The sequence below is a fragment of the Rhodococcus sp. AB351 genome (assembly GCF_049538275.1).
Taxonomy (GTDB): Bacteria; Actinomycetota; Actinomycetes; order Mycobacteriales; family Mycobacteriaceae; genus Rhodococcus.
In genome coordinates this window covers 607597-627981 of sequence record NZ_JBMVFW010000001.1, presented here as the reverse complement: position 1 = coordinate 627981, position 20385 = coordinate 607597, and the positions used below count along the sequence as shown (strand labels likewise).

18 protein-coding genes are annotated in these 20385 nt (G+C 68.5%); 7 read left to right on the top strand and 11 right to left on the bottom strand.

Annotated features, from left to right (window positions below; all coding sequences use genetic code 11):
- The first annotated feature begins 3 nt into the window (after nt 1-3).
- Both ACPCXD_RS03085 and ACPCXD_RS03080 read left to right on the top strand, forming a co-directional pair.
- On the top strand, nt 4-1551 hold the full coding sequence (locus ACPCXD_RS03085; protein ID WP_423658327.1) for a flippase: 1548 nt from the start codon (nt 4-6) through the stop codon (nt 1549-1551).
- An 82-nt stretch (nt 1552-1633) separates the two neighbouring features.
- Complete coding sequence (locus ACPCXD_RS03080; protein ID WP_423658325.1) at nt 1634-2668, top strand: cellulase family glycosylhydrolase; 1035 nt, start codon at nt 1634-1636, stop codon at nt 2666-2668.
- Here ACPCXD_RS03080 and ACPCXD_RS03075 read toward each other — a convergent pair whose 3' ends face one another.
- On the bottom strand, nt 2669-3751 hold the full coding sequence (locus ACPCXD_RS03075) for a GNAT family N-acetyltransferase (protein WP_423658324.1): 1083 nt from the start codon (nt 3749-3751) through the stop codon (nt 2669-2671).
- Nucleotides 3752-3916: 165 nt separating this feature from the next.
- On the opposite strand from ACPCXD_RS03075, the gene ACPCXD_RS03070 reads away from it, so the two are divergent.
- On the top strand, nt 3917-5038 hold the full coding sequence (locus ACPCXD_RS03070) for a GH39 family glycosyl hydrolase (RefSeq protein ID WP_423658322.1): 1122 nt from the start codon (nt 3917-3919) through the stop codon (nt 5036-5038).
- 17 nt (nt 5039-5055) lie between these two features.
- Here ACPCXD_RS03070 and ACPCXD_RS03065 read toward each other — a convergent pair whose 3' ends face one another.
- The 9 genes from ACPCXD_RS03065 to ACPCXD_RS03025 form a co-directional block, all read right to left on the bottom strand.
- The gene (locus tag ACPCXD_RS03065) at nt 5056-6255 is read right to left on the bottom strand and encodes a MalY/PatB family protein (RefSeq protein ID WP_423658320.1); all 1200 of its coding nucleotides are present in this window, start codon (nt 6253-6255) and stop codon (nt 5056-5058) included.
- Between the two features lie 43 nt (nt 6256-6298).
- Nucleotides 6299-6946 (bottom strand): phosphate signaling complex PhoU family protein, encoded by a 648-nt coding sequence (locus ACPCXD_RS03060; protein ID WP_016696207.1) that lies wholly within the window; start codon nt 6944-6946, stop codon nt 6299-6301.
- A gap of 73 nt (nt 6947-7019) precedes the next feature.
- Nucleotides 7020-7178 carry a hypothetical protein gene (locus ACPCXD_RS03055; protein WP_157788930.1) on the bottom strand — a complete coding sequence of 53 codons (159 nt, stop codon included), beginning with the start codon at nt 7176-7178 and terminating at the stop codon, nt 7020-7022.
- Between the two features lie 118 nt (nt 7179-7296).
- The gene (locus ACPCXD_RS03050; RefSeq protein WP_423658318.1) at nt 7297-8832 is read right to left on the bottom strand and encodes a hypothetical protein; all 1536 of its coding nucleotides are present in this window, start codon (nt 8830-8832) and stop codon (nt 7297-7299) included.
- A gap of 92 nt (nt 8833-8924) precedes the next feature.
- Complete coding sequence (locus ACPCXD_RS03045) at nt 8925-9749, bottom strand: N-acetyltransferase (protein WP_423658316.1); 825 nt, start codon at nt 9747-9749, stop codon at nt 8925-8927.
- A gap of 148 nt (nt 9750-9897) precedes the next feature.
- Nucleotides 9898-10554, bottom strand: a complete 657-nt coding sequence (locus ACPCXD_RS03040; RefSeq protein ID WP_423658314.1) for a hypothetical protein — start codon at nt 10552-10554, stop codon at nt 9898-9900.
- A 108-nt stretch (nt 10555-10662) separates the two neighbouring features.
- The gene (locus ACPCXD_RS03035; RefSeq protein WP_088897910.1) at nt 10663-10989 is read right to left on the bottom strand and encodes an Rdx family protein; all 327 of its coding nucleotides are present in this window, start codon (nt 10987-10989) and stop codon (nt 10663-10665) included.
- 206 nt (nt 10990-11195) lie between these two features.
- Nucleotides 11196-11357, bottom strand: a complete 162-nt coding sequence (locus ACPCXD_RS03030; protein ID WP_016696211.1) for a hypothetical protein — start codon at nt 11355-11357, stop codon at nt 11196-11198.
- Nucleotides 11358-11440: 83 nt separating this feature from the next.
- On the bottom strand, nt 11441-12568 hold the full coding sequence (locus ACPCXD_RS03025; protein WP_423658849.1) for a glycosyltransferase family 4 protein: 1128 nt from the start codon (nt 12566-12568) through the stop codon (nt 11441-11443).
- Between the two features lie 151 nt (nt 12569-12719).
- On the opposite strand from ACPCXD_RS03025, the gene ACPCXD_RS03020 reads away from it, so the two are divergent.
- The 4 genes from ACPCXD_RS03020 to ACPCXD_RS03005 are packed head-to-tail and all read left to right on the top strand — an operon-like array spanning nt 12720 to nt 19304.
- The gene (locus ACPCXD_RS03020; protein WP_423658312.1) at nt 12720-14720 is read left to right on the top strand and encodes a hypothetical protein; all 2001 of its coding nucleotides are present in this window, start codon (nt 12720-12722) and stop codon (nt 14718-14720) included.
- Nucleotides 14717-16201 carry an archaeosortase/exosortase family protein gene (locus ACPCXD_RS03015; RefSeq protein WP_423658310.1) on the top strand — a complete coding sequence of 495 codons (1485 nt, stop codon included), beginning with the start codon at nt 14717-14719 and terminating at the stop codon, nt 16199-16201. Before ACPCXD_RS03020 ends, ACPCXD_RS03015 begins: the two co-directional genes overlap by 4 nt.
- On the top strand, nt 16198-17661 hold the full coding sequence (locus ACPCXD_RS03010; RefSeq protein WP_423658847.1) for a glycosyltransferase: 1464 nt from the start codon (nt 16198-16200) through the stop codon (nt 17659-17661). The genes ACPCXD_RS03015 and ACPCXD_RS03010 overlap by 4 nt, the downstream gene beginning before the upstream one ends.
- Complete coding sequence (locus tag ACPCXD_RS03005; RefSeq protein WP_423658309.1) at nt 17658-19304, top strand: ABC transporter; 1647 nt, start codon at nt 17658-17660, stop codon at nt 19302-19304. The genes ACPCXD_RS03010 and ACPCXD_RS03005 overlap by 4 nt, the downstream gene beginning before the upstream one ends.
- On the opposite strand, the gene ACPCXD_RS03000 is transcribed toward ACPCXD_RS03005, so the two are convergent.
- Entirely contained in the window at nt 19296-20360 is a 1065-nt protein-coding gene (locus tag ACPCXD_RS03000; RefSeq protein ID WP_423658307.1) for a beta-mannosidase, read from the bottom strand. The two genes, ACPCXD_RS03005 and ACPCXD_RS03000, sit on opposite strands and share 9 nt — an antisense overlap.
- Between the last annotated feature and the right edge of the window lie 25 nt (nt 20361-20385).

Sequence of the window (20385 nt, the reverse complement as noted above, 5' to 3'; positions counted from 1 at the left end):
CGCGTGGGTAGACATTCGCTGGCCGACCGGATGGCCGAAACCGTCGTGATGGAGCGGATCGTCGCTGCCCACGACCCCGGTGGCACCCTCCACGAACCGCAGACGCCCGAACTCGACGGGCGGGCCGCGCGACGCAACACCGTCGTGATGCTCGGCAGCCGGCTGGCCGTCGCCTCGATGGGCTGGGCCGGTTCGATGATCATCGCCCGCGCCTTGGCACCGGACGACTTCGGCAAGTTCTCCTTCGTCTTCGGCCTGCTCGGGTTGCTGTCCGTCGTCACCGATCTCGGCGTAGGTCGAGTGGTGCTCGCCAAGCTCGTCGAGTGCAATCCGTGGGAGGTCTCCTACGTCACCACCGCGTTCATCGCGTTGCGCGGTGTACTCGGTCTGCTCGGGTACGCGCTGGCCGTCGGATACGTGATGCTGCTCGGATACTCGTCCGATGTCGTCTGGGCGACGGTGGTCGCCGGTCTCGTCGTGGTGATCGCGACGCCCAACAACGCCCTGTCGGTGATGTATCAGAGTCGCCTGCGCATGGCGTCGGTCGCGATCGCCGAGACCTTCGGCCAGCTCGCGCAGCTGATCGCGACCATCGCCGCAGTGCTGTGGAATCCGGTGCTGCTCGTGCTCGTCGTGCCGGCGGTGATCAACGAGATCGTCGGCGCGGGCATTCTCGTGCGCGGCGTGCGGGCGGGCAGGGCCGGACCTCTGCCCGCCGCGCGCGCCCAGTTGTGGCGGTGGCGCGAGATGCTCGTCGAGGCCGTCCCCCTCAGCATCGGTTTCGCCCTGCTCACCCTGCTGTCGAAGATCGACGTGCTGATGCTCGGGCGGATGGACACCTTCGACTCGGTGGGGCTCTACACCGTCGGATACAAGTTCGCCGACCTGCTGTCGATGGTGTCGTCGACCGTCGTGGGACCGGTGACCACGCTGCTGGTCGCGACCTGGCCGGCGCAGAGCGAGATGTTCCGGCAGCGCACACGGGAGGCGGCGATGCTTCTCGCGGTGTTGGGCGCGACCGCCACCGCGGTCTTCTGGTCGTCGGCGGACGGCGTGCTGTCCTTCCTCTACGGCGAGCGATTCGCCGAAGCGGCCGACGCGTCGCGCATGCTGGTGCTCGGTAGCGCTCTGTCGATGCTCACCGAACTCGGTCTCATGGTGCTCATCGCGACCGGACGCCACCGGGTCTACCCGTGGGTGGCGCTGGCCGCACTCGCCGGGAACATCGGGGCGAACCTCGTCCTCATCCCCCGCATGTCGTTCGACGGGGCGGCGCTGGCGACGGTGTTCACCGAGGCCGCGATGCTCGTCGCGATCTGGATCGTCGTCGCACGAACCGTCCGGATCGGGGGCCTGTTCCCCTTCACCCAGACCGTCTCGATCGCGATGCTGGGTGTTGCGGTGGCCGTGTGGATGTCGCTTCTCGCGGAGCGCTACGATCTTCCCTGGCCCGTCACCGCTGTCCTCTCGGCTGTCTGTGTTCTGGCCGGAACCCATGTCCTTCCCATCACCGGCGGGCTCGGCCTCGTCGGTCTCGTCAAGTCCCGTTGAGGTTGCAGTGTCCCTTTCGCGGTCGATGCCGCGTCGCGTGTCGCGGTCCATGCCGCTCCGCGCCGTTCTCACCCTTGTCGGTGTGTTCGCTCTGTCGTGTACCCAGAGCACCGAGCCACGCGACTGCCGAACCGATCTGACCGCCGACAGTCTCGGGGTCGCGACGGGAGCCGGCCTCGACTCCCTCGACTCCGCCGACCTCGACGCGTACATGTCGACGGTCGCCGACAGCGGCGCCGGCTGGATCCGGTTCGACATGGACTGGTCGACCATCGAACCTGCGCGCGGCCGCTTCGACTGGAGGGGCACCGACCGGGTCGTCGCCGCGGCCGACGCACACGACCTGCAGGTGCTTGGCCTGCTCACTCACACTCCGCGCTGGGCGCGGACGTCGGAGGCCGACGCCGACGACCCGCACGGGATGCCCTCCGAGCCCGGAGAATTCGGTCGCTTCGCAGGCGACGTCGCCGATCGCTACTCCGACAGCGTCACGCACTGGGAGATCTGGAACGAGCCGAACCTGACGGCCTTCTTCACCCCACAACCCGACGTCGGCGCGTACGCCGACCTGCTCGTGGCGGCGTCGGACGCGATCCGCAACGTCGACCCCGGGGCGGTGGTGGTCACCGGTGGCCTGTCCCCCGGCACCGACAACGGATCGGACATCGCCCCGACGACTTTCCTCACCGAGTTGTACGACCAGGGCGTGTCGTCGGCCTTCGACGTCGTGGGCATGCACCCCTACAGCTATCCCGCTCTGCCGTCCGATGCGTCGACGTCCGACTGGAACTCCTTCTACCGCATGCGCGAGATGCGCACCGTCATGGTCGAGCGGGGGGACTCCGACAAGCCTATCTGGGCAACGGAGTTCGGGGCGCCGACGGGCACGGACACCGACGCGGTGGGGCCCACGGAGCAGGCCGACATCCTGCGCGACGGGATCACCGAGCAACGCGCATTGGGATTCGTCGACAAGCTGTTCGTCTACAGCCTCTTCGACCGGGGCACCGAGGTGGCCGATCGCGAGCAGAACTTCGGGATCCTCGCGCACGACGGGGCACTCAAACCGGCCTGGGACGTGCTGCGCACGGCCGCGGTCACTCCGGGTTGCCTCTGATCAGCAGCGGTTCGAGGTGAGGGCGTCGCGCGCCGCCATGCGCAGGGGACGGACGAGGTCGGCTCCGAGATCTGCGGCGCGGAGGGTCCACCGGTGGTGCGGTCGCGAGGTGGGGACGGCGACGATCCGCCCGACCCGGTATTCACCGTTCGCCCACTGCTCCTTGAATTCCGTTGTGCCGAGCAGGTAGTCGAAGCGGTCGATGCCCAGTTCGTCCTGCCGGTCGGCGAGGTGGCGCTGCAGCAACTGGCCGGGCTGGTAGCGACGCACCTCGGGATGGAAGCGGCTCAGCCACATCTCGGCCGTGGTCCCGGTGCGGAACATGATCTCGTGGGCCGTCCATCGGTCGCCGACGAGCAGGCCCACGACGAGCAACCGGCCGGCACGGGCCTCGGCCTCGAGCAGCGGCCGGGTGAACGCGACGAACGGCGGTGCACAGAAGTTGTCGCGTCCGCCGTGTTCGTCGGCGGCCGCGGCGACCGCGTCGATGTCGGGCCACCTCTGCGCGAGATGGTCCGGATCGCGCACCACTTCGACGGAGACCGGGGTGCCTTCGCGTTCCAGTGCGCGTTCGAGCCGGGACAGCGTCTTCAGCGTGCGGCGACCACGCAACGATTCGGCGCCGGCACCGGTGGCGACATCGACGGTCAGGCACCGTTCGGTGCCGGCGATGTCGACGCTCCAGCGAGACGAGGCCTGCAGCATCTCCACGAGAGGATCGGTGAGATCGATGTGGTCGAGCTGCAGTGCCATGTTCCGACCGGCGATACCGTCGAGCAGATCGGCGAGCGCGGCCTCGTCGGTCGCGAGGAAGGTTCCTATCGTGGCGAGGCCGTGGGCCGGCAGCCGTAAGGCGGTGACCCCGAGCCGGGTACGGGCGTGCAGGGGCGCGAGTCCGACGAGGCGCCCGCCGCGCCGGACGGTGCACACGGCCGATCGACCGCGTCCCATCCGATTCCAGGCCAGTGCGTAGGAGGGGCGCGTCGCGACGCGCCCACCCGCCTCATGGGCGAGGTCGTCCCATTCCGCGGAGAGCCGAACGGCCGAGTCTTCGTCGTGGATCTCGAAACTCACGGTGCGCATGCACCGGAACCTTCGGTCCACAAATCCCGCACCTTCCGGCCCCCTGCTCGTTAGAGTGAATTCGCGGCGTCGGTCTGCCGCTCGCTCCACCGAAAGAATCGCAGGTCGGCGGCGCGGTGTTACGACCAATGCCTGAATTGTCCGGATTATACATCAGGAGAGTCGATGGGTCGTCTCGCACGTACCGCACTGGCCACAGCCCTCTCGTGCTCCCTCGCCGCACTCGCAGCGTGCGCCCCACCGACCCAACCGCCTCCCCCGACGACCTGCGCGACCGACGACATCGGTATCGCGGCCGGCGCACCGCTGATGTATCTGTCGGACTCCGAACTCGACCGCGAACTCGACGCGATCCGCGCGGTCGGCGCCCGGTGGCTGCGCGTGGACATCGACTGGTCGGTGATCGAACCGAACCGCGGACAACAGAACTGGTCGGTGCCCAACCGTGTGGTGGATCGCGCCCGTGCCCGCGGACTCGAGGTGGTCGGCATCATCGCGTACACGCCGGCCTGGGCGCGTGTCGCCGGCGGCTCCGACACCCATGGATATCCGGCCGACCCGGCGACGTTCGCCGCCTTCTCCCGTCAGGCCGCACAGCGCTATTCGACCCGTGTGACCCATTGGGAGATCTGGAACGAACCGAACCTGACCAGTTTCTTCCGGCCCCGGGCCGACGTCGGCAAGTATGTCGAGTTGCTCGCCGCCGCAGCACCGGCGATCAAGTCGGTGCAACCCGGCGCGCGCATTCTCAACGGCGGCCTCGCCCCCGCCGTGGACGACGGCACCAACATCTCACCGGTCACCTACGTGCAGCAGCTCTACGCCCGCGGCGCACAGCAGTACTTCGACATCCTGTCGATCCACCCCTACAGCTATCCGGCCCTGCCGAACGATGCGAGCACGCAGAGCTGGAACACCTTCTACCGCATGCGCCTGATGCGCGACACGATGGTGCAGTACGGCGACGCCGCGACACCGATGTGGGCCACCGAGTTCGGCGCCCCCACCGGAACCGCCTCGAACGCGGTGAGCACGCAACGCCAGGCCGACATCATCGCCGACGGCATCGCGGAGGCCCGACGACTCGGCTGGGTGCAGAAGGTGTTCGTCTACTCGATGCGCGACCGCGGGACGAACCGCGCCGACGTCGAGCAGAACTTCGGGCTGCTCTACCAGAACTTCTCGGCCAAACCCTCACGCGCCGTGGTCGCTTCGGCCGCCTCGGGATGCGCTGCCGCGAACGACACACTCGAGTCCACGAGCACCCCGGCCGACGCGGTGTGGTGACAGTGGTGCGCTGACGGTCAGGCGCCGAGCGCGTCGGTGACGCCGTCGAGGATCCGCTCGAGGATCGGCCCCGACGTCGCGAAGTTGATGCGCAGGAAGTTGCGTGCCCCCGACCCGAACCGCACCCCGCCGTCGGCGAGGACACGTCCCCGATCGCGGACGACCGACACCGGATCATCGATGCCGAGGGGTCCGGTGTTCGACCACGTCAGGTAGGTGCCCTGCGGCAGGTGGTGCCGCAGGGACGGGATCCGTTCGCGCAGAACCTCGTCCACTCGTCGACGATTCCGGTCGAGGACCTGCAGCAGGCCGCGCTGCCACGCGTCGCCCTCGCGCCACGCGGCGAGCGTCGCGATCACTCCCGGAACCGAGACCGTCCCGTACAGATCGAACGGCTCCGCGTCCCGGCGCACGAGCAGTGTTTCTGAGCCGTAGTGCACCACCGCGCACCGCATCCCTGCGAGGTTGAACGCCTTGCTGGCGGAAGTGAGCGTCACCGTACGGGCAGCGGTCTCCGGTCCGAGCGACGCGAACGGGATGTGCCGGTGCGGCTCGTAGATCAGCTCGGCATGGATCTCGTCGCTGACGACGAGCATGTCGAACCGTTCGGCGAGATCGGCGATCCGCTCGAGTTCCTCACGCGTGAGCACCCGCCCGGTGGGGTTGTGCGGGTTGACGAGCACCAGCACCCGCGGACGACGCCGTGCCACCAACGGCTCGAACGCATCGAAGTCGAGCACCCACCCGTCGCCTCGGTCGACGAACGGAAAGTCGATCTGCTGCAGCCCCATCCGTCGCAGCGACGCCAGGAACGGCGGGTAGTTCGGTGTCTGGATCGCCACCGCATCGCCGCGCGTGGTGCTCAGGTGCAGCACGAGCTGCAATGCCTGGATGAGATCCGTCTGCTCGCGGACGGCACCGGGATCGGGTTCCCAGCCGTAACGCGTGCGCATGCGTTGCGCGAACTCCTCGCGCAGCGGGGTGCCGTGGAACCAGTCGGGGTAACCGAGATCGTTGCGGTCGACCAGCTCGTGCAGCGCACGCGCGATCGGCGGTGCGACCGGAAAGTCCATGTCGGCGACCCATGCGGGGGCCAGCCCCTCGGCGGCCGCCCGTGCCCACTTGGCACCGGACCGCGCCGACAGGGCGTCGAAGTCGAGGTCGTCGAACCCGGGCACCCCAGGACCGCCGACCGAGAGGCGCTCGTCGCTGGTCATGTGGATGAGAATCGCACGGTTCGCGGCAGTGCGCGCGCCGAAGTCAGGCGGCCGGCCGCTGGCCCGTGACGAAGAAGATCAGCCGATCAGCGACGTCGACGGCCTGGTCGCCGAAACGCCCGTAGAAACGCGCGAGGAGTGCGGTGTCGACCGCGGTCCGGATGTCGCCGTCCCATTCGGGACTCTCGAGCAGGGAGAGCAGTCGCGAATGCACCGCATCGAGTTCGGTCTCGATGACGTGCGTGCCCTTGATCGTGTCGAGGTCGAAGTCGGTGAACGCGTCGCGCAGGATCGCGACGATCTGCGCCGCGAGATCGGCCATCCGGCGGAGATCGTCGCGGAGCAGGTCGGACACGAGTGACTCGGGATGGCGACGCCGTACGACCCGCGCGATGTGCAGGCTCAGTTCGCCCATCCTGGTGAGATCGCCCGTAATGCGCACGGCGGAGAACACCAACCGCAGGTCGGCGGCCACGGGACCCTGCAGGGCGAGGATCCGCACCGCTCGCTCGGAACAGTCGGTATCGAGTTCGGCGATCCGTGCGTCGAGATCGAGGGCGGCCTGGGCTGCGTCGAGGTCGGTGTCGAACAACGCACGAGTGGCCAGGTCGAGCCCCTCGGCCGCGACCGCTGCGAGCTCACCGAGGCGTCCGACCAGGTCGTCGAGCTGCCCTCGGAACAACTCCCTCATGTCTCGCTCCCTCCGTCGACCGGTTCACGGCACGTGTACCCGACCGGTCCTCGTTGCAGTCCCCGGGAGGAGCCTAACGACGCGCGTCGACGACGCGCTCTGCGGCGACGTCCTCGGAGGACGATACAGAGCCCGCGACGTCGTCCATGCGGGCGAGATGAGCCTTGATCCATTCGGTGCTTCCCGGCGTCGCGGTGCTGTGCTGCGGGGTGCCGGCAATGCAGATAGACAAATTGTTTTCCTCGTCGTGACGCCGATGTGCTCGGCTGCGCAGATCACACCCATCCCCTGGAGTGACCGCCATCACTATAGCCTGTCGGCGCCGAGCTTCAACTCGGGCGGGAACGCGGTCAGTAGCGCAACGTCTCCCGAGGTTCGCCGTAACCGTTCTGCTCGGGATGAGCGTGCCCGTCCCGGTAGCCCTGCTGGTCGGCGTATCCGTAGTCGTGCCCCTCGTCGTAGCGGTACTGCCGGTAGGCCGAATCCTGGGGCGGGACGAACAGCGACTCGGGTTGCGACGGCACCGGCTGCGACGGCACCGGCTGCGGAGCCCGGTGACGGTCGTCGGGCACCGGTCGCGGCGCAGGCGCCGCGGGTGCAGGTGCAGGTGCAGGTGCAGGTGCGGCGGCCGGGACGGGAGCTGGGGGTTCGGGAGCCGCCTCCACGGCCGTTTCGCGGCGCCGGGCCGGAAGCACGGGCACCAACTCGCGTCCTGCACCGAGCACGACGAGACGCGTGGGCACCTCGATCTCGGCCAGGGCACGCAATGTGTCCTCCGCCTGCGCTCGCTCCTCGGCCCCGGCCTGCAGCACGATCACGGCGAGCGCGAGCCCCTCGGTCTTCGCGCGGGTCCACCACTGCTCCCCGACTCCGCAGCACACGATCCGGTCGCGGGCATCGCCGAAGGCGTCGGTCTCGACGGTCACGCCCTCGCCGGTGAGGAGGAGGATGTGGTCGCCGAGGGAGGCGCGCTGCCCGAGCATGACGATCGTGTCGAGAGGAAGCGTCTCCCGATCGTCGCGCTCGATCTGCACAGCTGTCCGGTGGCGACGCGCGACCCGCCGGGCCCAGGCCGGGCTGTTCGACGCTCCGAAGCGTCCGTTCAGCGCGACCAGCAACTCCGCGACGAGGACGAACACGGCGAGGAAGGCGACCGCGGCCTCGGCACGCGGCATCGGGGACACCTTCGTCCCGGTACCGGCGGGCATCGACAGCACCTGGAGGTATTCGAGGCTCGCACCCGAACGCGCCTGCCGGAGCTGCTCGAGCCGCGCATCGAGTTCGGTCTGCACCACAGGGTCGGCTGTGCCCTCCGCGTTGCCCTCCTCGTCGGCCGCGATACTCGCGGCGAGGTCGGCGCGCAGACCGGCAACGACCGCGTCCAGTTCGGCGATGCGCGCGTCGAGGGCGACGCGATTGCGTTCGGTCTGCGCGCGGTCGAGCTGTGTGACGACCGTTTGTGCGAGCCGGTCGGCGTCGGCCTGCGAGTCGTCGCGGGCTGTCACGGTGAGCAGGGTGGGCGACGAGCCGTAGCCGACGTCGATCCTCGACGGCAGCTTCGCGGGGTCCTCGTTCGTCTCGGCTGCGATCGCGGCCACGACCGCCGAGTCCTGTGACAGCGCGACATAGGGGGCGATGAGCTGCCCGAGGGTCGCGTCGTTGCCGGACACGGATGCCGACGAGCGGATCTCCGCGACGAGCGACGACTCGTACACCCCGGGGCCGCTGTCGCGGACGAAGAAGACCGCGACCGCGGCGAGCGCGGCGACGAGTGCGGCGGGCACGGCCACGCGAGCGAGATCGCGGGCATGCCCCACAAGGTCGACGGTGGGAGGAACACCGAGCTCACGACGCAGTTCGGCGTCGCGGATGCTTCGTTCGGACACGATGCACAGGCCTTTCGCTGTCGCCCCGGGGAGTGGGCACGTCGCCAGTGTGTCGCGGCGAATCGGGCAAATGTTACCGACCCGTACGTCCGTCAGCTGCCGAGCAGCCAGCGCGGACGGGACCACATCTGCCAGGTCTCGGCGACGCGCGCTCCGGCTGCGAGGTAGAGCGGGGTGACACGCGGCCTGGTGAGTTCGCACATCGCGACCGGACCTCGCTGCGCGTGCGTGTGGGCGGCGCCGGCCCGGATCAGCCGGTTCGCGTATCCGCGACGTTGCCGGCCGGTCCGGGTTCCGAGCGACCACACCGTCCGGATCGGCCCGCTGTCGACGAGCAGGGTGCAGGACTGCAGAGCCGCAGCCCGGCCGTCTGCATCCTCGTCGTCCGAATCCCGATCGCCGACATCCTCGTCGTCGAAGATCCCGATCACCTCGACGCCGGCGGTGCGGGCGACGACGTCGGCGTAGGCGACCGCGGCGGTCCCGGGCGCGATCCCGAAGGTCGCGGCGGCGAGTTCGCGGGCATGCAGCATGTCGGCCTCGCCGAGAACCTGGAAACCCGGATCGAGGGGAGCATCGTGGGCGACGAGGTAGGTCAGGTCCAGCGAACCCGCACACACCCAGCCGCGGTCGGCGAGGACCTGGGCGGCGCCGAGCCCATCGCCGGCGAGCAGGACGATCGACGGATGACCGGCCTCCGTCAGCGTTTCGTAGACATGGTGGGCGTGGGCGGTCACGTCGCCGCCGTGGACGAGGGCGAGGTTGTAGTCGGGGTCGGGGGCCGCGGTGATACCGATCCACCAGCCGTCGCCCTCGGACCAGTGACCTCCGGACGTCAGCGGCCGCATGCTCGCGCCGTAGGCACGTCGCAGTTGCGTCGACGATGCGAGACCCGTCGCGATCGAGGCGGCGTCCACCCCTTCTCCTTCCCTGCCGCAGGAAATCGATCCCCCGGACCAGATCTACCCGGACCACATCTACAGGGTCGGTACGGAAACGGCATCGGCGGCACCCGCTGGAGGTGCCGCCGATGTCGCTACGTGCGGATTGGAGTGTGGACTCCGATCAGAGGTAGGCGCCGATCAGGTCGCGCAGGAACTTGATCACGAACTGGAGCGGGTCGACCGGCTCCGGCTGCGACTGGGGAGCCGGCGGAACATTGTCGGCCTGCGGCGCGGACTCGCCCTGCGGTGCGGGCGCGGACTCGGCCTGCGGCGCGGACTGTGCCTGCGGAGCCGACTCGCCCTGCGGTGCGGACTCACCGCCGCCGACCGTCACGTAGATGCCACCGGTGAAGGGGCGACCGGACGCGTCGAAGATGTTCTCGTACTGCGCACCCGAGGCGTCCTGGCAGCCCCAGAAGACGTTGTAGGTGCCGTCGGTGATCGACTCCGGACCGGCCTGCGAGGGTGCGCCGTCCTTGATGTACAGCGCGCTCGAGGTGCTCGTGTTGGTCACCGAGAACCTTGTGCCGGCGGGCTGCGCGTCGATGCGGCCCGACGGATCGGCCGTGTCGACGGTGCCCGGCTTCAGGACGTAGGTGACGCAGGTGACGCCGCGGTCGACGTCGGCGCGCGTCAGATCGAAGTCGACGACGATGGCGCCGTTCTCCGCCTTCGCCGAGACGCTCGGACCCGCAGCGGACGAGACACCCGGAACGACCAGTGCCAGCAGTGCGGCACCGGAGGCCGCGACTGCAGCCTTCTTCGCAACAGAATTCATCGATTTTCCTCCCCGTATTTCGATGTCGGCGACCACTTTCGTGAGCGGCACGCCGTCGACCGTGCCCGACGCGCGTAGAACGCGGGCACATATGCGAGAACGTTACCGCTAGATGTCGTTGCTGTCGCGATGAGGTGGGGCATCGGTCCGGGCGGCCCGATCCACATGCCCGAGATCACGATCCGGCTCCACGAGATCACGGACTCGCTGCTTGAGCGCGGCGATTTCGGGAAAACCCTTGTCCTCCTTGCGGTCCCACACGACCGTGTCGTCGACGACGATGCGGAACACCCCACCGGTCCCGGGAACGAGCGCGACCTCGCCGAGCGCGGTACCGAAGGTGTTCAGCAGTTCCTGCGCCATCCAACCGGCGCGCAGCAGCCATTTGCACTGCGTGCAGTAGGTGATCGCGACGCGGGGAGCCTGCTCGGTCATGAGCGACAGGATATCTCCGCCGGAAATAGGTGAAGCCCCGGCAATCGTGGTGGTGGATCGGCCGAGGCTTCTGCACGGACCGGTGATGGGGGGTAACCGACCCGTGCGGCCGTCCTCACATGGGGGGACAGGAGGACGACGCGGAACCGAGTCTAGACACGGGAAATTGTTACTCGCGAGTATCGCGCAGGCGGACGTCCGGCGTGTCAGGAAGCGACGGGAGGATTCGCAGAATCACGCTGCTCCCGCTGCATCTCGACGAGTTGTTCCTCCCTTTCGGAGACGAACAGGAACCGACCGACCGCGAGCGCGCCGAGAGCCGAGAGGCCCAGCCACGCCGCCAGCGCCGATGCGATCCACACCCACATGGCTCACAGTGTGCGCGAATCCGCCGAGAACACCAAACATCGGAGATCACAACATGGTTGCAAAAGCAATACTCGAGGACGCCTCACAATGTGACGCCCGTCGCCCACAAGGCGTTCACCATGGCCGGCAACGTCACCTCGATATCGTGGCACTCCTCCACCCGGCGACGCGCAGTGACGGCGAGTTCGTACCGCAGGTCGGGGTCGGACATCAATCGCCGCATCGTCTCTGCAAGAGCCTTCGTATCGCCGGGTGGAACGAGCAGTCCCGCGCCGTCCGCCAGGTACTCGGCGGTCCCTCCGTGATCGGTGCCGACGACGGGCACACCGTGCGCCATCGCCTCCAGTGCGACCAGCGGCCCCGCCTCCGGTGAGGTGCTCGCAGAGACCATCACGTCCCACACCGCGAAGACCTCGGCGGGATCGACCCGGCCCAGGAACGACACCCGTCCACGCAGGTCGGGGGCGTCTGCGCGACGCCGAAGCTCGTCGAGGAAGCCTTCGTCGCCGGGGAACGGCTCCCCCGCCACGTCGAGGTGGACGCCGGGCACCTCGGCCACCGCCTCGAGAAGGACGCGGTGTCCCTTCCATTCCGTCACCGACGCGAGGATGCCCACCCGCGTGGTCGAGCCGTCAGGAGTCGAGCCCTGGGGAGACGCCGGCCGGGACGGAGCAGGCGGGATCGGGACGCCGTGCGGTGCGACGACCACCGGATATCCGCATTCCCGGACCGGGACGGCCGAGGCCCGCGAGACGGCCACCGCTTCCCCCACGGCGCCTCTGCCCATCCGGGCGACGATGCGCTGCTTACGGGAGGACAGGGTGTCGTGCACCAGCCACCTGGCACGTTCCCGGTGGGACGTGCCGAGCACGGCGAGTCGCAGGGAAGGCAGTGCGAACAACGAATTGCACACCACCTGCGGCCGCTCCGCGGCGAGCACGCGACGGAGTCTGCGCGCTCCCACCAGCCACCGCACCGGAAGACCTGCCAGTCCCGCGATCCGCCCGACTCCGGTCTGTCCCCACATGCCCAGCCGGGGCAACCGGACACGGACGCATCCGACCGGAAGGGCTTCGGCGAGCGGCCCGTCGGGGCACGCCACGACGACCCGACGGCCCTGCGCGAGGGCGACGTCGACGAGCATCAGCATGATCTTCTCGGCACCCGACCGTTCACCGGTGTGCGCGACGAACAACAGCGGATCGCTCACGGATTCCGTCACGGAGCCTCCTGATTCGTCCGATTCGGGGTCGTCGGCTGAAATCGAGACCGGCGTGCGTTCCGTTACAACAGCGCAACGTCACACCGAATTATCGCCGCGTCTGCAATATTCTCGTGACCGGACGCAATACGCTGTTCGAGTGACATCCCCCCGAACCGGTCGCCGTTCCCGACGCACCCTCCTGCTGGCTCTTGCCGCCTCGATGACGTTGTGCGCGAATCCGATTACCGCTGCAGCGCAGGATCTCGAGCCGACGGAGCCGACGCCTCCGGGCGAGGTCGCATTCCCGACCCGCAATCTCGGACTCGGGTCGAACATCGAATTCCGCGGCAATTCCGATGTCGTCACGCTCACATTTCCTGTCCCGGCCGGAAATACTCCCGCTTTCCTCGACACCACCGCCGAACTGCCCACCAATGTCGCGCGCGGATGGATCGACGTCGTCTCGGACGGGCGCCTGCTCACGCGCGTGGAACTGCCGCCCGGTGGCGCCATCGTGCCGCTGTCGATCCCGCTCGCCGGGGCGAAGGTGGAGAACGACGCCGCGGTGATCTCGCTCGATCTGCACCTGGTCGCCGTCGACAACATCTGCCCCGACGACTGGACGCTGGGTTCGGTACGTCTGCGCGACGGTGTGGTCCGGTACGCGGGCACCCCCGCGGCGCCGCAGGCGGTCGCCGACTACCTCCCGCCGGTCCTCGATCGCCTCGAGCTGTATCTGGCCGAGGAACCCACGGACGCCGAGGCGAGCGTCGCCCTCGACCTCGCGGCGACCGTGAGCGCCCGCTACTCCGGCCGGCAGGTGCCCGTGGACGTACGTGAACTCCCGGCGAACGGCGTTCCTCCCGCCGCCGACACCCCGTTCGTCCGGCAGATCGTCGTCAGCGAGGGCGAGGAGACGGGTGCGGAGGTCGTGCCGGTGCCCGACGGGCCGCCCGCCCTGTACGTCCGCGGCGACGCGGAGACCCTCCTCGACCAGGGCCGCCTGATCACCAGCGCCCTGTCCGGCTTCGCCGTCGCCTCCGACGTCGCCGTCGGCGCGTTCGAGACCCGCCCCATCCTCCCGCCCGACTCGGCCACCCTGTACGACCTGCGGGTGTCCGACCTCGAGACGAGCAGCCTCGGCATCGCGGACGTGCACCTCTTCCTCGACCAGACCGAGTTCGGGCGGCCGGTGCGCGACGTGAGCATCGACCTGCAGGGCTCCTACACCCCGCTCCCCGCCACCCAGGGAGGGTCGATCACCGTCTCCGCCGGCGACATCACGCTCGACTCATGGGCGGCCGACGCGAGCGGCGTCATCGACCGTGTCGTCACGGTTCCGAACTCGGCCCTCGGGCGGCTCACCGACGTCAGTGTCGAACTCCGCACCACCGGCGCGCAGCAGCAGTGCGGTCTCCAGCAACCCGTCACCCTGCGCATCGACGGCGACAGTCGTGTCTCCAGCACACTCGCCGATCCCCCGCTCCCCGTCGGCTTCCCGTCGCTGCCCCAGACGCTGATGCCGAAGGTCGACGTCGCGACCTCCGACCGCAGTCTCGTCGACGTCTCCCGTGCCGTCGGAATCATTGCCGGACTCCAGTCGCTCACCAGCCGTCCACTGGACCCCGAATGGGTGACGATCGACGAAGCGCTCGCCTCGTCGGGACCGGCCGTGATCGTGGACGCGAACGGCCTCCTCCCCGAAGATCTGCAGTCGCAGCTGCCGCTCGTCCGCACCGAGGACCGCCGGTTCGAGGTCCGCAACGCCGACGGCGAGAGCACCAGCCTCACCTTCGGCACCGAGGTGGACTTCGCCTCGCTGCAGGTCGTGCGGGGTGACGGACGCACCGTGCTGGTCGCTACGTCGACCGGTGCTCCCGAGGAACTCGATCGGACACTCGACTGGCTCTCCGCCGAGCCCGGTCGCTGGTTCGAACTCGAGGGCAGCGTGCTGTTCACCGCACCCGACCGCGATCCGATCTCCCTCATCGATCCCCGGAGCCAGGACGACGACCTCGACGCACCGTCGTCGGAATCGGACAGCACGGTGACCGCGGTGGTCGTCGCGGGGGTCGTCCTGCTCGTCGCCGGGGCGGCAGGCGCCGCGGTGTGGGCGCTCTCCCGCCGGCGCCGCCCGCAGTCGCGGGGAACACGATGACCGCGACAGTGGAGCAACCGTCGTTCACCGAGCGGTTCTTCACGAACGCGATGCTGCACACCACCAATCGGTGGATCGTGATAGTCGCCGCAACCCTGATCGGTTTCCATTCCACCTGGCTGCAGCTGATCGACGAGATCCGCACCGGCACCACGGGGGGTTACGTCCTCATCGTGCCGCCTCTCGTCGCGATCGTCGCGATCGGAGTCACGCGGCAGCGGAAGAACGAACTGCCGATCCACGACCGGCAGACCGACATCATCACGTCGGTGCTCCTGCTGTTGATCGCGCTCGCGATCAAGGGGCTACTGATGCCGAGATACGCAACGACCTATCAGGTGATGCACCTCGACGTGCTCGCCGCGTGGGTGTTCGTGTGCGGGGCGTGCGTGGCGATGTTCGGTCTGCGCGTGACCGCGGCGTACTGGCAGGCGTGGATGATGCTCTTCCTGAGCTCACCCGTGCTCTACCGGATCGCGCTCGTCGAGTTCGGGGGCACGAAACTCGCCGCAGGACAGGTCACCCTCGTGCTCGCCGCCACCGCCATCGGACTCGCCACGCGCCGCACCCGGGCCCGCGGATTCTTCTACGGCTCCACGACATTCGTGACCGGCCTGATGGTGCTCATCCTGATCGACCAGCGGTGGCCGGATGCACCCATCGCCGTGTCCCAGTACGTGCCGGCGGTGATCGCGACGGTGGTCGTCGGGGCCGGTGCCTATCTGTGGACCTACCGCGGGCTCGCCCCGCGCACGCTGCCACCGAATCCGGTGTCGATTCCCCAGGCCGTGCGGGGAGCGCTGTGCATCGTGGTGGCCGCGCTCCTCGCGGCACTCGTGCCGCTGCCCGACCAACGGCTGACACCCGTATCGGAGGGGCCACCCTATTCGGGCACCGCCACGCAGATCGTCCCGGCCGGGTGGGTGCAGTTGTCGTCCGTCGACTACGACTGGCCCCGTGCCTATTTCCGTCAGGGATCGGTGCTGCGCCGGCAGATGATCCGCGCGGAGGAACCGGATCCGGACTGGGACCGTCTGCTGCGTCCGCGCACCGTCGCCGTGCAGACCCTGCAGGTACGCAGCCCGAACGCGTTCGCGGTCTACCCCACCCAGTCGATGTACGAACTCGGCATGTCGCGCGTGAGCCCCAAGGAGTACGTCGATCTGGGACGCGGGGTGACCGCCGAGTACTTCACCGTCGTCGACGACAAGCTGCTCCTCACGTGGAGTCTGCTCAGCTTCGTGTGGACCCGCAGCAACACCGTCGCCCAGCGGGTGAGCCTGTTGACGGTGGACAATCACGAACTCGACGCGCCGTTCCCGCAGCCCGAACCGAACACTGTCGCCAACGTGCGCACGCTGGTGCGGGTGTTGTTGCGAGGCAACGGCACCGTCGAGGACACCGAGCCCGAGTACAAGGACCGTTCCATGCTCATCGAGGTGGGTCGCGAGCTCGTGGAGGCACAGTGGCAGGACGAGTGAACGTCGGTTCCGGACACGATGTCCCAGCCGAGGGCACCCTCGAGTTCGACGCCTACCGGGAGGCAGCCCTGCATGAGGCCGTCCACGGACTCCGCGAACGCAGCCCCGTCTCGTCGGCGTCGGTCGCGTTCGTCCCGTGGCAGAAATATCTCGGATTCGCACTCGCCGCGGCCTTCGTGCTCTCCCTCGTCGTAGCGACGAAACCGACCCTGATCGTCTTCACCGTGCTGTGCACCTTCGGGTACATCGCGACCCTCGCCGACCGGCTGCTGCTGTTCACCCGCGGCATGGCGCGCGACGCGCAGTTCATCGTCGACGACGAGGAAGCACTCGCCCTCACCGACGATCAGCTGCCGCCGTACACGGTGCTCGTGCCCGCTTACAACGAACCCGAGGTGGTCGGCGACCTGCTCGCCGCGATGGCCGCGCTCGACTATCCGGCCGACAAGCTCCAGGTGCTGTTGCTGCTCGAGGAGGACGACACCGTCACCATCGAGGCCGCGGAGAAGGCCGGGCTCGGCGAGAGCGTCGAGATCCTGCTCGTCCCGGCCGCCGACCCGCGCACGAAACCGAAGGCGTGCAACTACGGTCTGCATTTCACGACCGGTGAGATCGTGACGATCTTCGACGCCGAGGATCTGCCCGAGCCGTTGCAGTTGCGCCGGGTGGTCGTCGTCTTCGACCGGCTCGGCGACGACGTGGCGTGCGTGCAGGCGAAACTGGCCTTCCACAACGGAACCCAGAACCTGCTGACCGGCTGGTTCACCGCCGACTACGCACTGTGGTTCAACTTCATCCTCCCCGGACTGATGAAGTCGCAGTCGCCGATCCCGCTGGGAGGCACGTCGAACCACATCCGCCGATCAGTGTTCGACGAGATCGGTGCGTGGGATCCGTACAACGTCACCGAGGACGCCGATCTCGGCGTGCGGATCGCCGAATCCGGCTATTCCACCGCGGTTCTCGACTCGACCACACTCGAGGAGGCGAACAGCGATCCGATCAACTGGGTGCGGCAGCGATCCCGTTGGTACAAGGGCTATCTGCAGACCTGGCTGGTCCACATGCGCAGGCCTGTCCGGTTGTGGCGGGTGATCGGCACTGCGGGGATGCTGCGTTTCACGACCCTGCTCGCGGGCACGCCGATCATCGCGTGCCTGAACATGGTGTTCTGGATGACGACGCTGGCGTGGCTGCTCGGGCAGGCGGAGCTGATCGAGGAGATCTTCCCCTGGTACGCCTATTTCCCCGCGTTGATCTCGCTCGTGTTCGGCAACGTCGCCGTGATGTACATGAACTTCGTGGCGTGCCGCGAGACCGGGCACGCGAACCTGTGGTGGCCGTGCCTGACCGTGCCGTTCTACTGGGTCCTCATGTCGATCGCGGCGATCAAAGGCACCTATCAGCTCATCCGTAATCCTTCCTACTGGGAGAAGACCTTCCACGGGTTGTCGTCGTGAGGGCGCGCAGTACGTGGGTGTTCTGGACCGCCTGCCTGATCTATCTGGTGGTGGGACTGTGGCTCGCGCTGGACGTGCAGTACTACCAGGGTGATGCGCTCAGCCGTGTCAGCGCTGCGCGGTCGGTGCTGCTCAGCCGCGACCCGCACCTCGCCGCCATCGGTTTCGTGTTCACACCCCTCACCGCGCTCGTCCAGGTGCCCCTCACGGGACTGTCGGCGTGGTTCCCGGGACTGTCCGCCTATGCCGTCACGGCGGTGCTCATGTCGGCGCCGTTCATGGCCGGCGCGGCGGTGCAGATCCACCGCATCGCGTGCGATCGCGGATGCCCGCCGTGGTTCGTGTGGACGGTGACGGCGGTGTTCGCCCTGAACCCTATGATCGTCTACTACGGCGCGAACGGGATGAGCGAGGCACCGTTCCTGTTCGCGTTGTGCTGGGCCGCACGTCGTCTGATCCGCTGGTGCAGCACCGACGACATCCACGACCTGGCGCTCGCCGGAATCGCCCTGGCGTTGGCGTATCTCGCGCGGTACGACGCGTTGGCCGTCGGTGGTGCGGTGACGGTCTTCGTCGCACTGCTCGTCCGGTACCGGTCGCGCCGCTACGCTCCCGGCTCGGGATGGCAGCCGGCGATCATGGACGCGATCCTCGTCGCCGCGCCCCTCGCCTTGGCCTTCGTCGCGTTCGTCGTGACGAGCTGGCTCGTCACCGGCGAATGGCTCGCGCAGTTCACCTCGACCTACGGCAATGCCGCCATCCTCGAGCAGAGCGGTGGCGGGTCGTCCGGTGGGCTCGGTGCGATCGCCCTCTCGCTCGCCGAGACCGTCGTGCTCGGACCGGCGCTTCCGCTGCTGATTCCGGTCGTGGCGGTGCTGGCTCGGCGGCGACGAGATCTCGAACCGCTCGTGCCGTTCGTCGTCTTCGGCGCGGTCCTGGGATTCGCGGCGCTGTCCTATGCACGCGGGATGACCTTCCCGTTCCTGCGTTTCTACATCTGCGCGATCCCGCTGCTCGCTGTGTGGGTCGTGCAACTGGCTCCGCGACGCGGACTGCTCACGGCACGACGTCCCGGACCGCACGCCGTTCCGAGAGCGGAGGACCGCAGCGGCGCGGCACCGTTGGGTGCGGTGCTCCTCGTGTGCAGTCTGCCCGTCACGTTCGTCGCGATGGGTTCACCCACCCTGTCGCAGGAACAGCACGCGCTGCGCACCGTGCTGTTCCCGAACAACGACGATCCGTCCGCGGTGCGCGAGCAGCAGCGACGGGTGATCGCGGCGTTCTCCACCGAACGACGCATCGCCGAATACCTCGACGCGATGGACCTGCCGCCGGGCTCGGTACTGATGGACACGGTCTACGGGTTCGCGATCTTCTCGGCCACCGAACGCCCCGAGACCTTCGTCATCCCCTCCGATGCCGACTTCACGGCCGTGCTCAACCGTCCCTCCGCCTCCGGCGTCGAGTACATCCTCACCGTCCCCAACGAGGGCCGGGGAACATCGGATGCCGTCAACCGCCGCTACCCCACCATCTACGAGACCGGCAGCGACATCGCGCTGCTCGAACTCGAGATCCCCAACGACGGTGCCGACCAACCCGACTGGCGACTCTTCCGGGTCCTCGACCGTGATTCACCCTGAGCGGTGGTGACGCCGTAGGACGTAGTGGACCGGGTCGTCCGGGCCGATGTCGTAGGTGCACTCGTCCGGTCGCGGGTCGGGGACGAACGACCACATCAGTGCGCCGTCCGCCCCGAGGTCGCGGTATTGCGTGAGCGTGCGGTCGACGATATCGGCACGCTCGCTCGCGGTGCGGCACGAACCGGCCCGGACACCGAGTTCTGCGACGAGCAACGGCTTCGACAACCCGTCGAGCCGCTGCTCGAGGAACTGCGCGTCGTCGTAGTCGTGATACTGCACGACGTCGAGCTGCTCGGAGCCGGTGACGATCGCGAAATCGTCTCCGGCCGAACCGCACTGGTCTCCTCCGATGGTGCCCACCGTGACCAGCCGGTCCGGGTCGTGCTCACGGACGATGGCGGCCGCGTCGTCGATCCAGGTGCGGAGCAGCCGGGCGCCACCGGGCAGGCACTCGCGTCGTTCGAGGGTGCACTCGTCGTCGGTGCAGGTCGCGGTCTCGGGTTCGCCGATCAGGTCCCACATCGCCACCGCCGGCGACGACCCCCACCGCTCGACGGCCGTCGCGACCCAGTCGTCGTAGGCGAGTACATGACCGGGTAGCGGGTCGCGCCAACCGGTGTCGTACCAGTCCGCCTGCTTGTATCCACCCGCGTCGCAATCGCTGTCCTGCGGGGCGAGAACCGGGATCAGATACACCCTGTGCCGCTCGGCGGCGTCGAAGACGGCATCGAGCGCCGTGAAGTCGAGCGTGCCGCCGATCCGGTGCACGGCGTGGGACTGGAAGGCGTCGAAACGCACGATCGAACGCGGCGCCAGCGCACCGAAGAATTCGTCGAGATCCACCTGGGCACCGCATCCCTGGTTGACCTCCCAGCGGGTGCCGAGCTGGTAGGCGTTGAGTCCGGCGGGCCACCACGTCCGTCCGTCGAGAACGAGACGGTCGCCGTCGGCACGCACCACCGGCAGATCCTCGGGAGGCGAGGGGCGCGACGAAGTGTCCTGCGCGCAGGCCGCGAGCAGGAGCAGCAGGGCGGTAGCGACCGCAGCGACGCGCACGTCCAGAGATTAACCCGGACGTGAG

Bases quoted from the DNA above. Each gene is read 5' to 3' on its own strand.
- ACPCXD_RS03060 (WP_016696207.1), bottom strand. From the start codon at position 6,946: ATGAGGGAGTTGTTCCGAGGGCAGCTCGACGACCTGGTCGGACGCCTC.
- ACPCXD_RS03070 (WP_423658322.1), top strand. From the start codon at position 3,917: ATGGGTCGTCTCGCACGTACCGCACTGGCCACAGCCCTCTCGTGCTCC.
- ACPCXD_RS03030 (WP_016696211.1), bottom strand. From the start codon at position 11,357: ATGTGGGTGTGGATCGCATCGGCGCTGGCGGCGTGGCTGGGCCTCTCG.
- ACPCXD_RS03015 (WP_423658310.1), top strand. From the start codon at position 14,717: ATGACCGCGACAGTGGAGCAACCGTCGTTCACCGAGCGGTTCTTCACG.
- ACPCXD_RS03040 (WP_423658314.1), bottom strand. From the start codon at position 10,554: ATGAATTCTGTTGCGAAGAAGGCTGCAGTCGCGGCCTCCGGTGCCGCA.
- ACPCXD_RS03075 (WP_423658324.1), bottom strand. From the start codon at position 3,751: ATGCGCACCGTGAGTTTCGAGATCCACGACGAAGACTCGGCCGTTCGG.
- ACPCXD_RS03065 (WP_423658320.1), bottom strand. From the start codon at position 6,255: ATGACCAGCGACGAGCGCCTCTCGGTCGGCGGTCCTGGGGTGCCCGGG.
- ACPCXD_RS03035 (WP_088897910.1), bottom strand. From the start codon at position 10,989: ATGACCGAGCAGGCTCCCCGCGTCGCGATCACCTACTGCACGCAGTGC.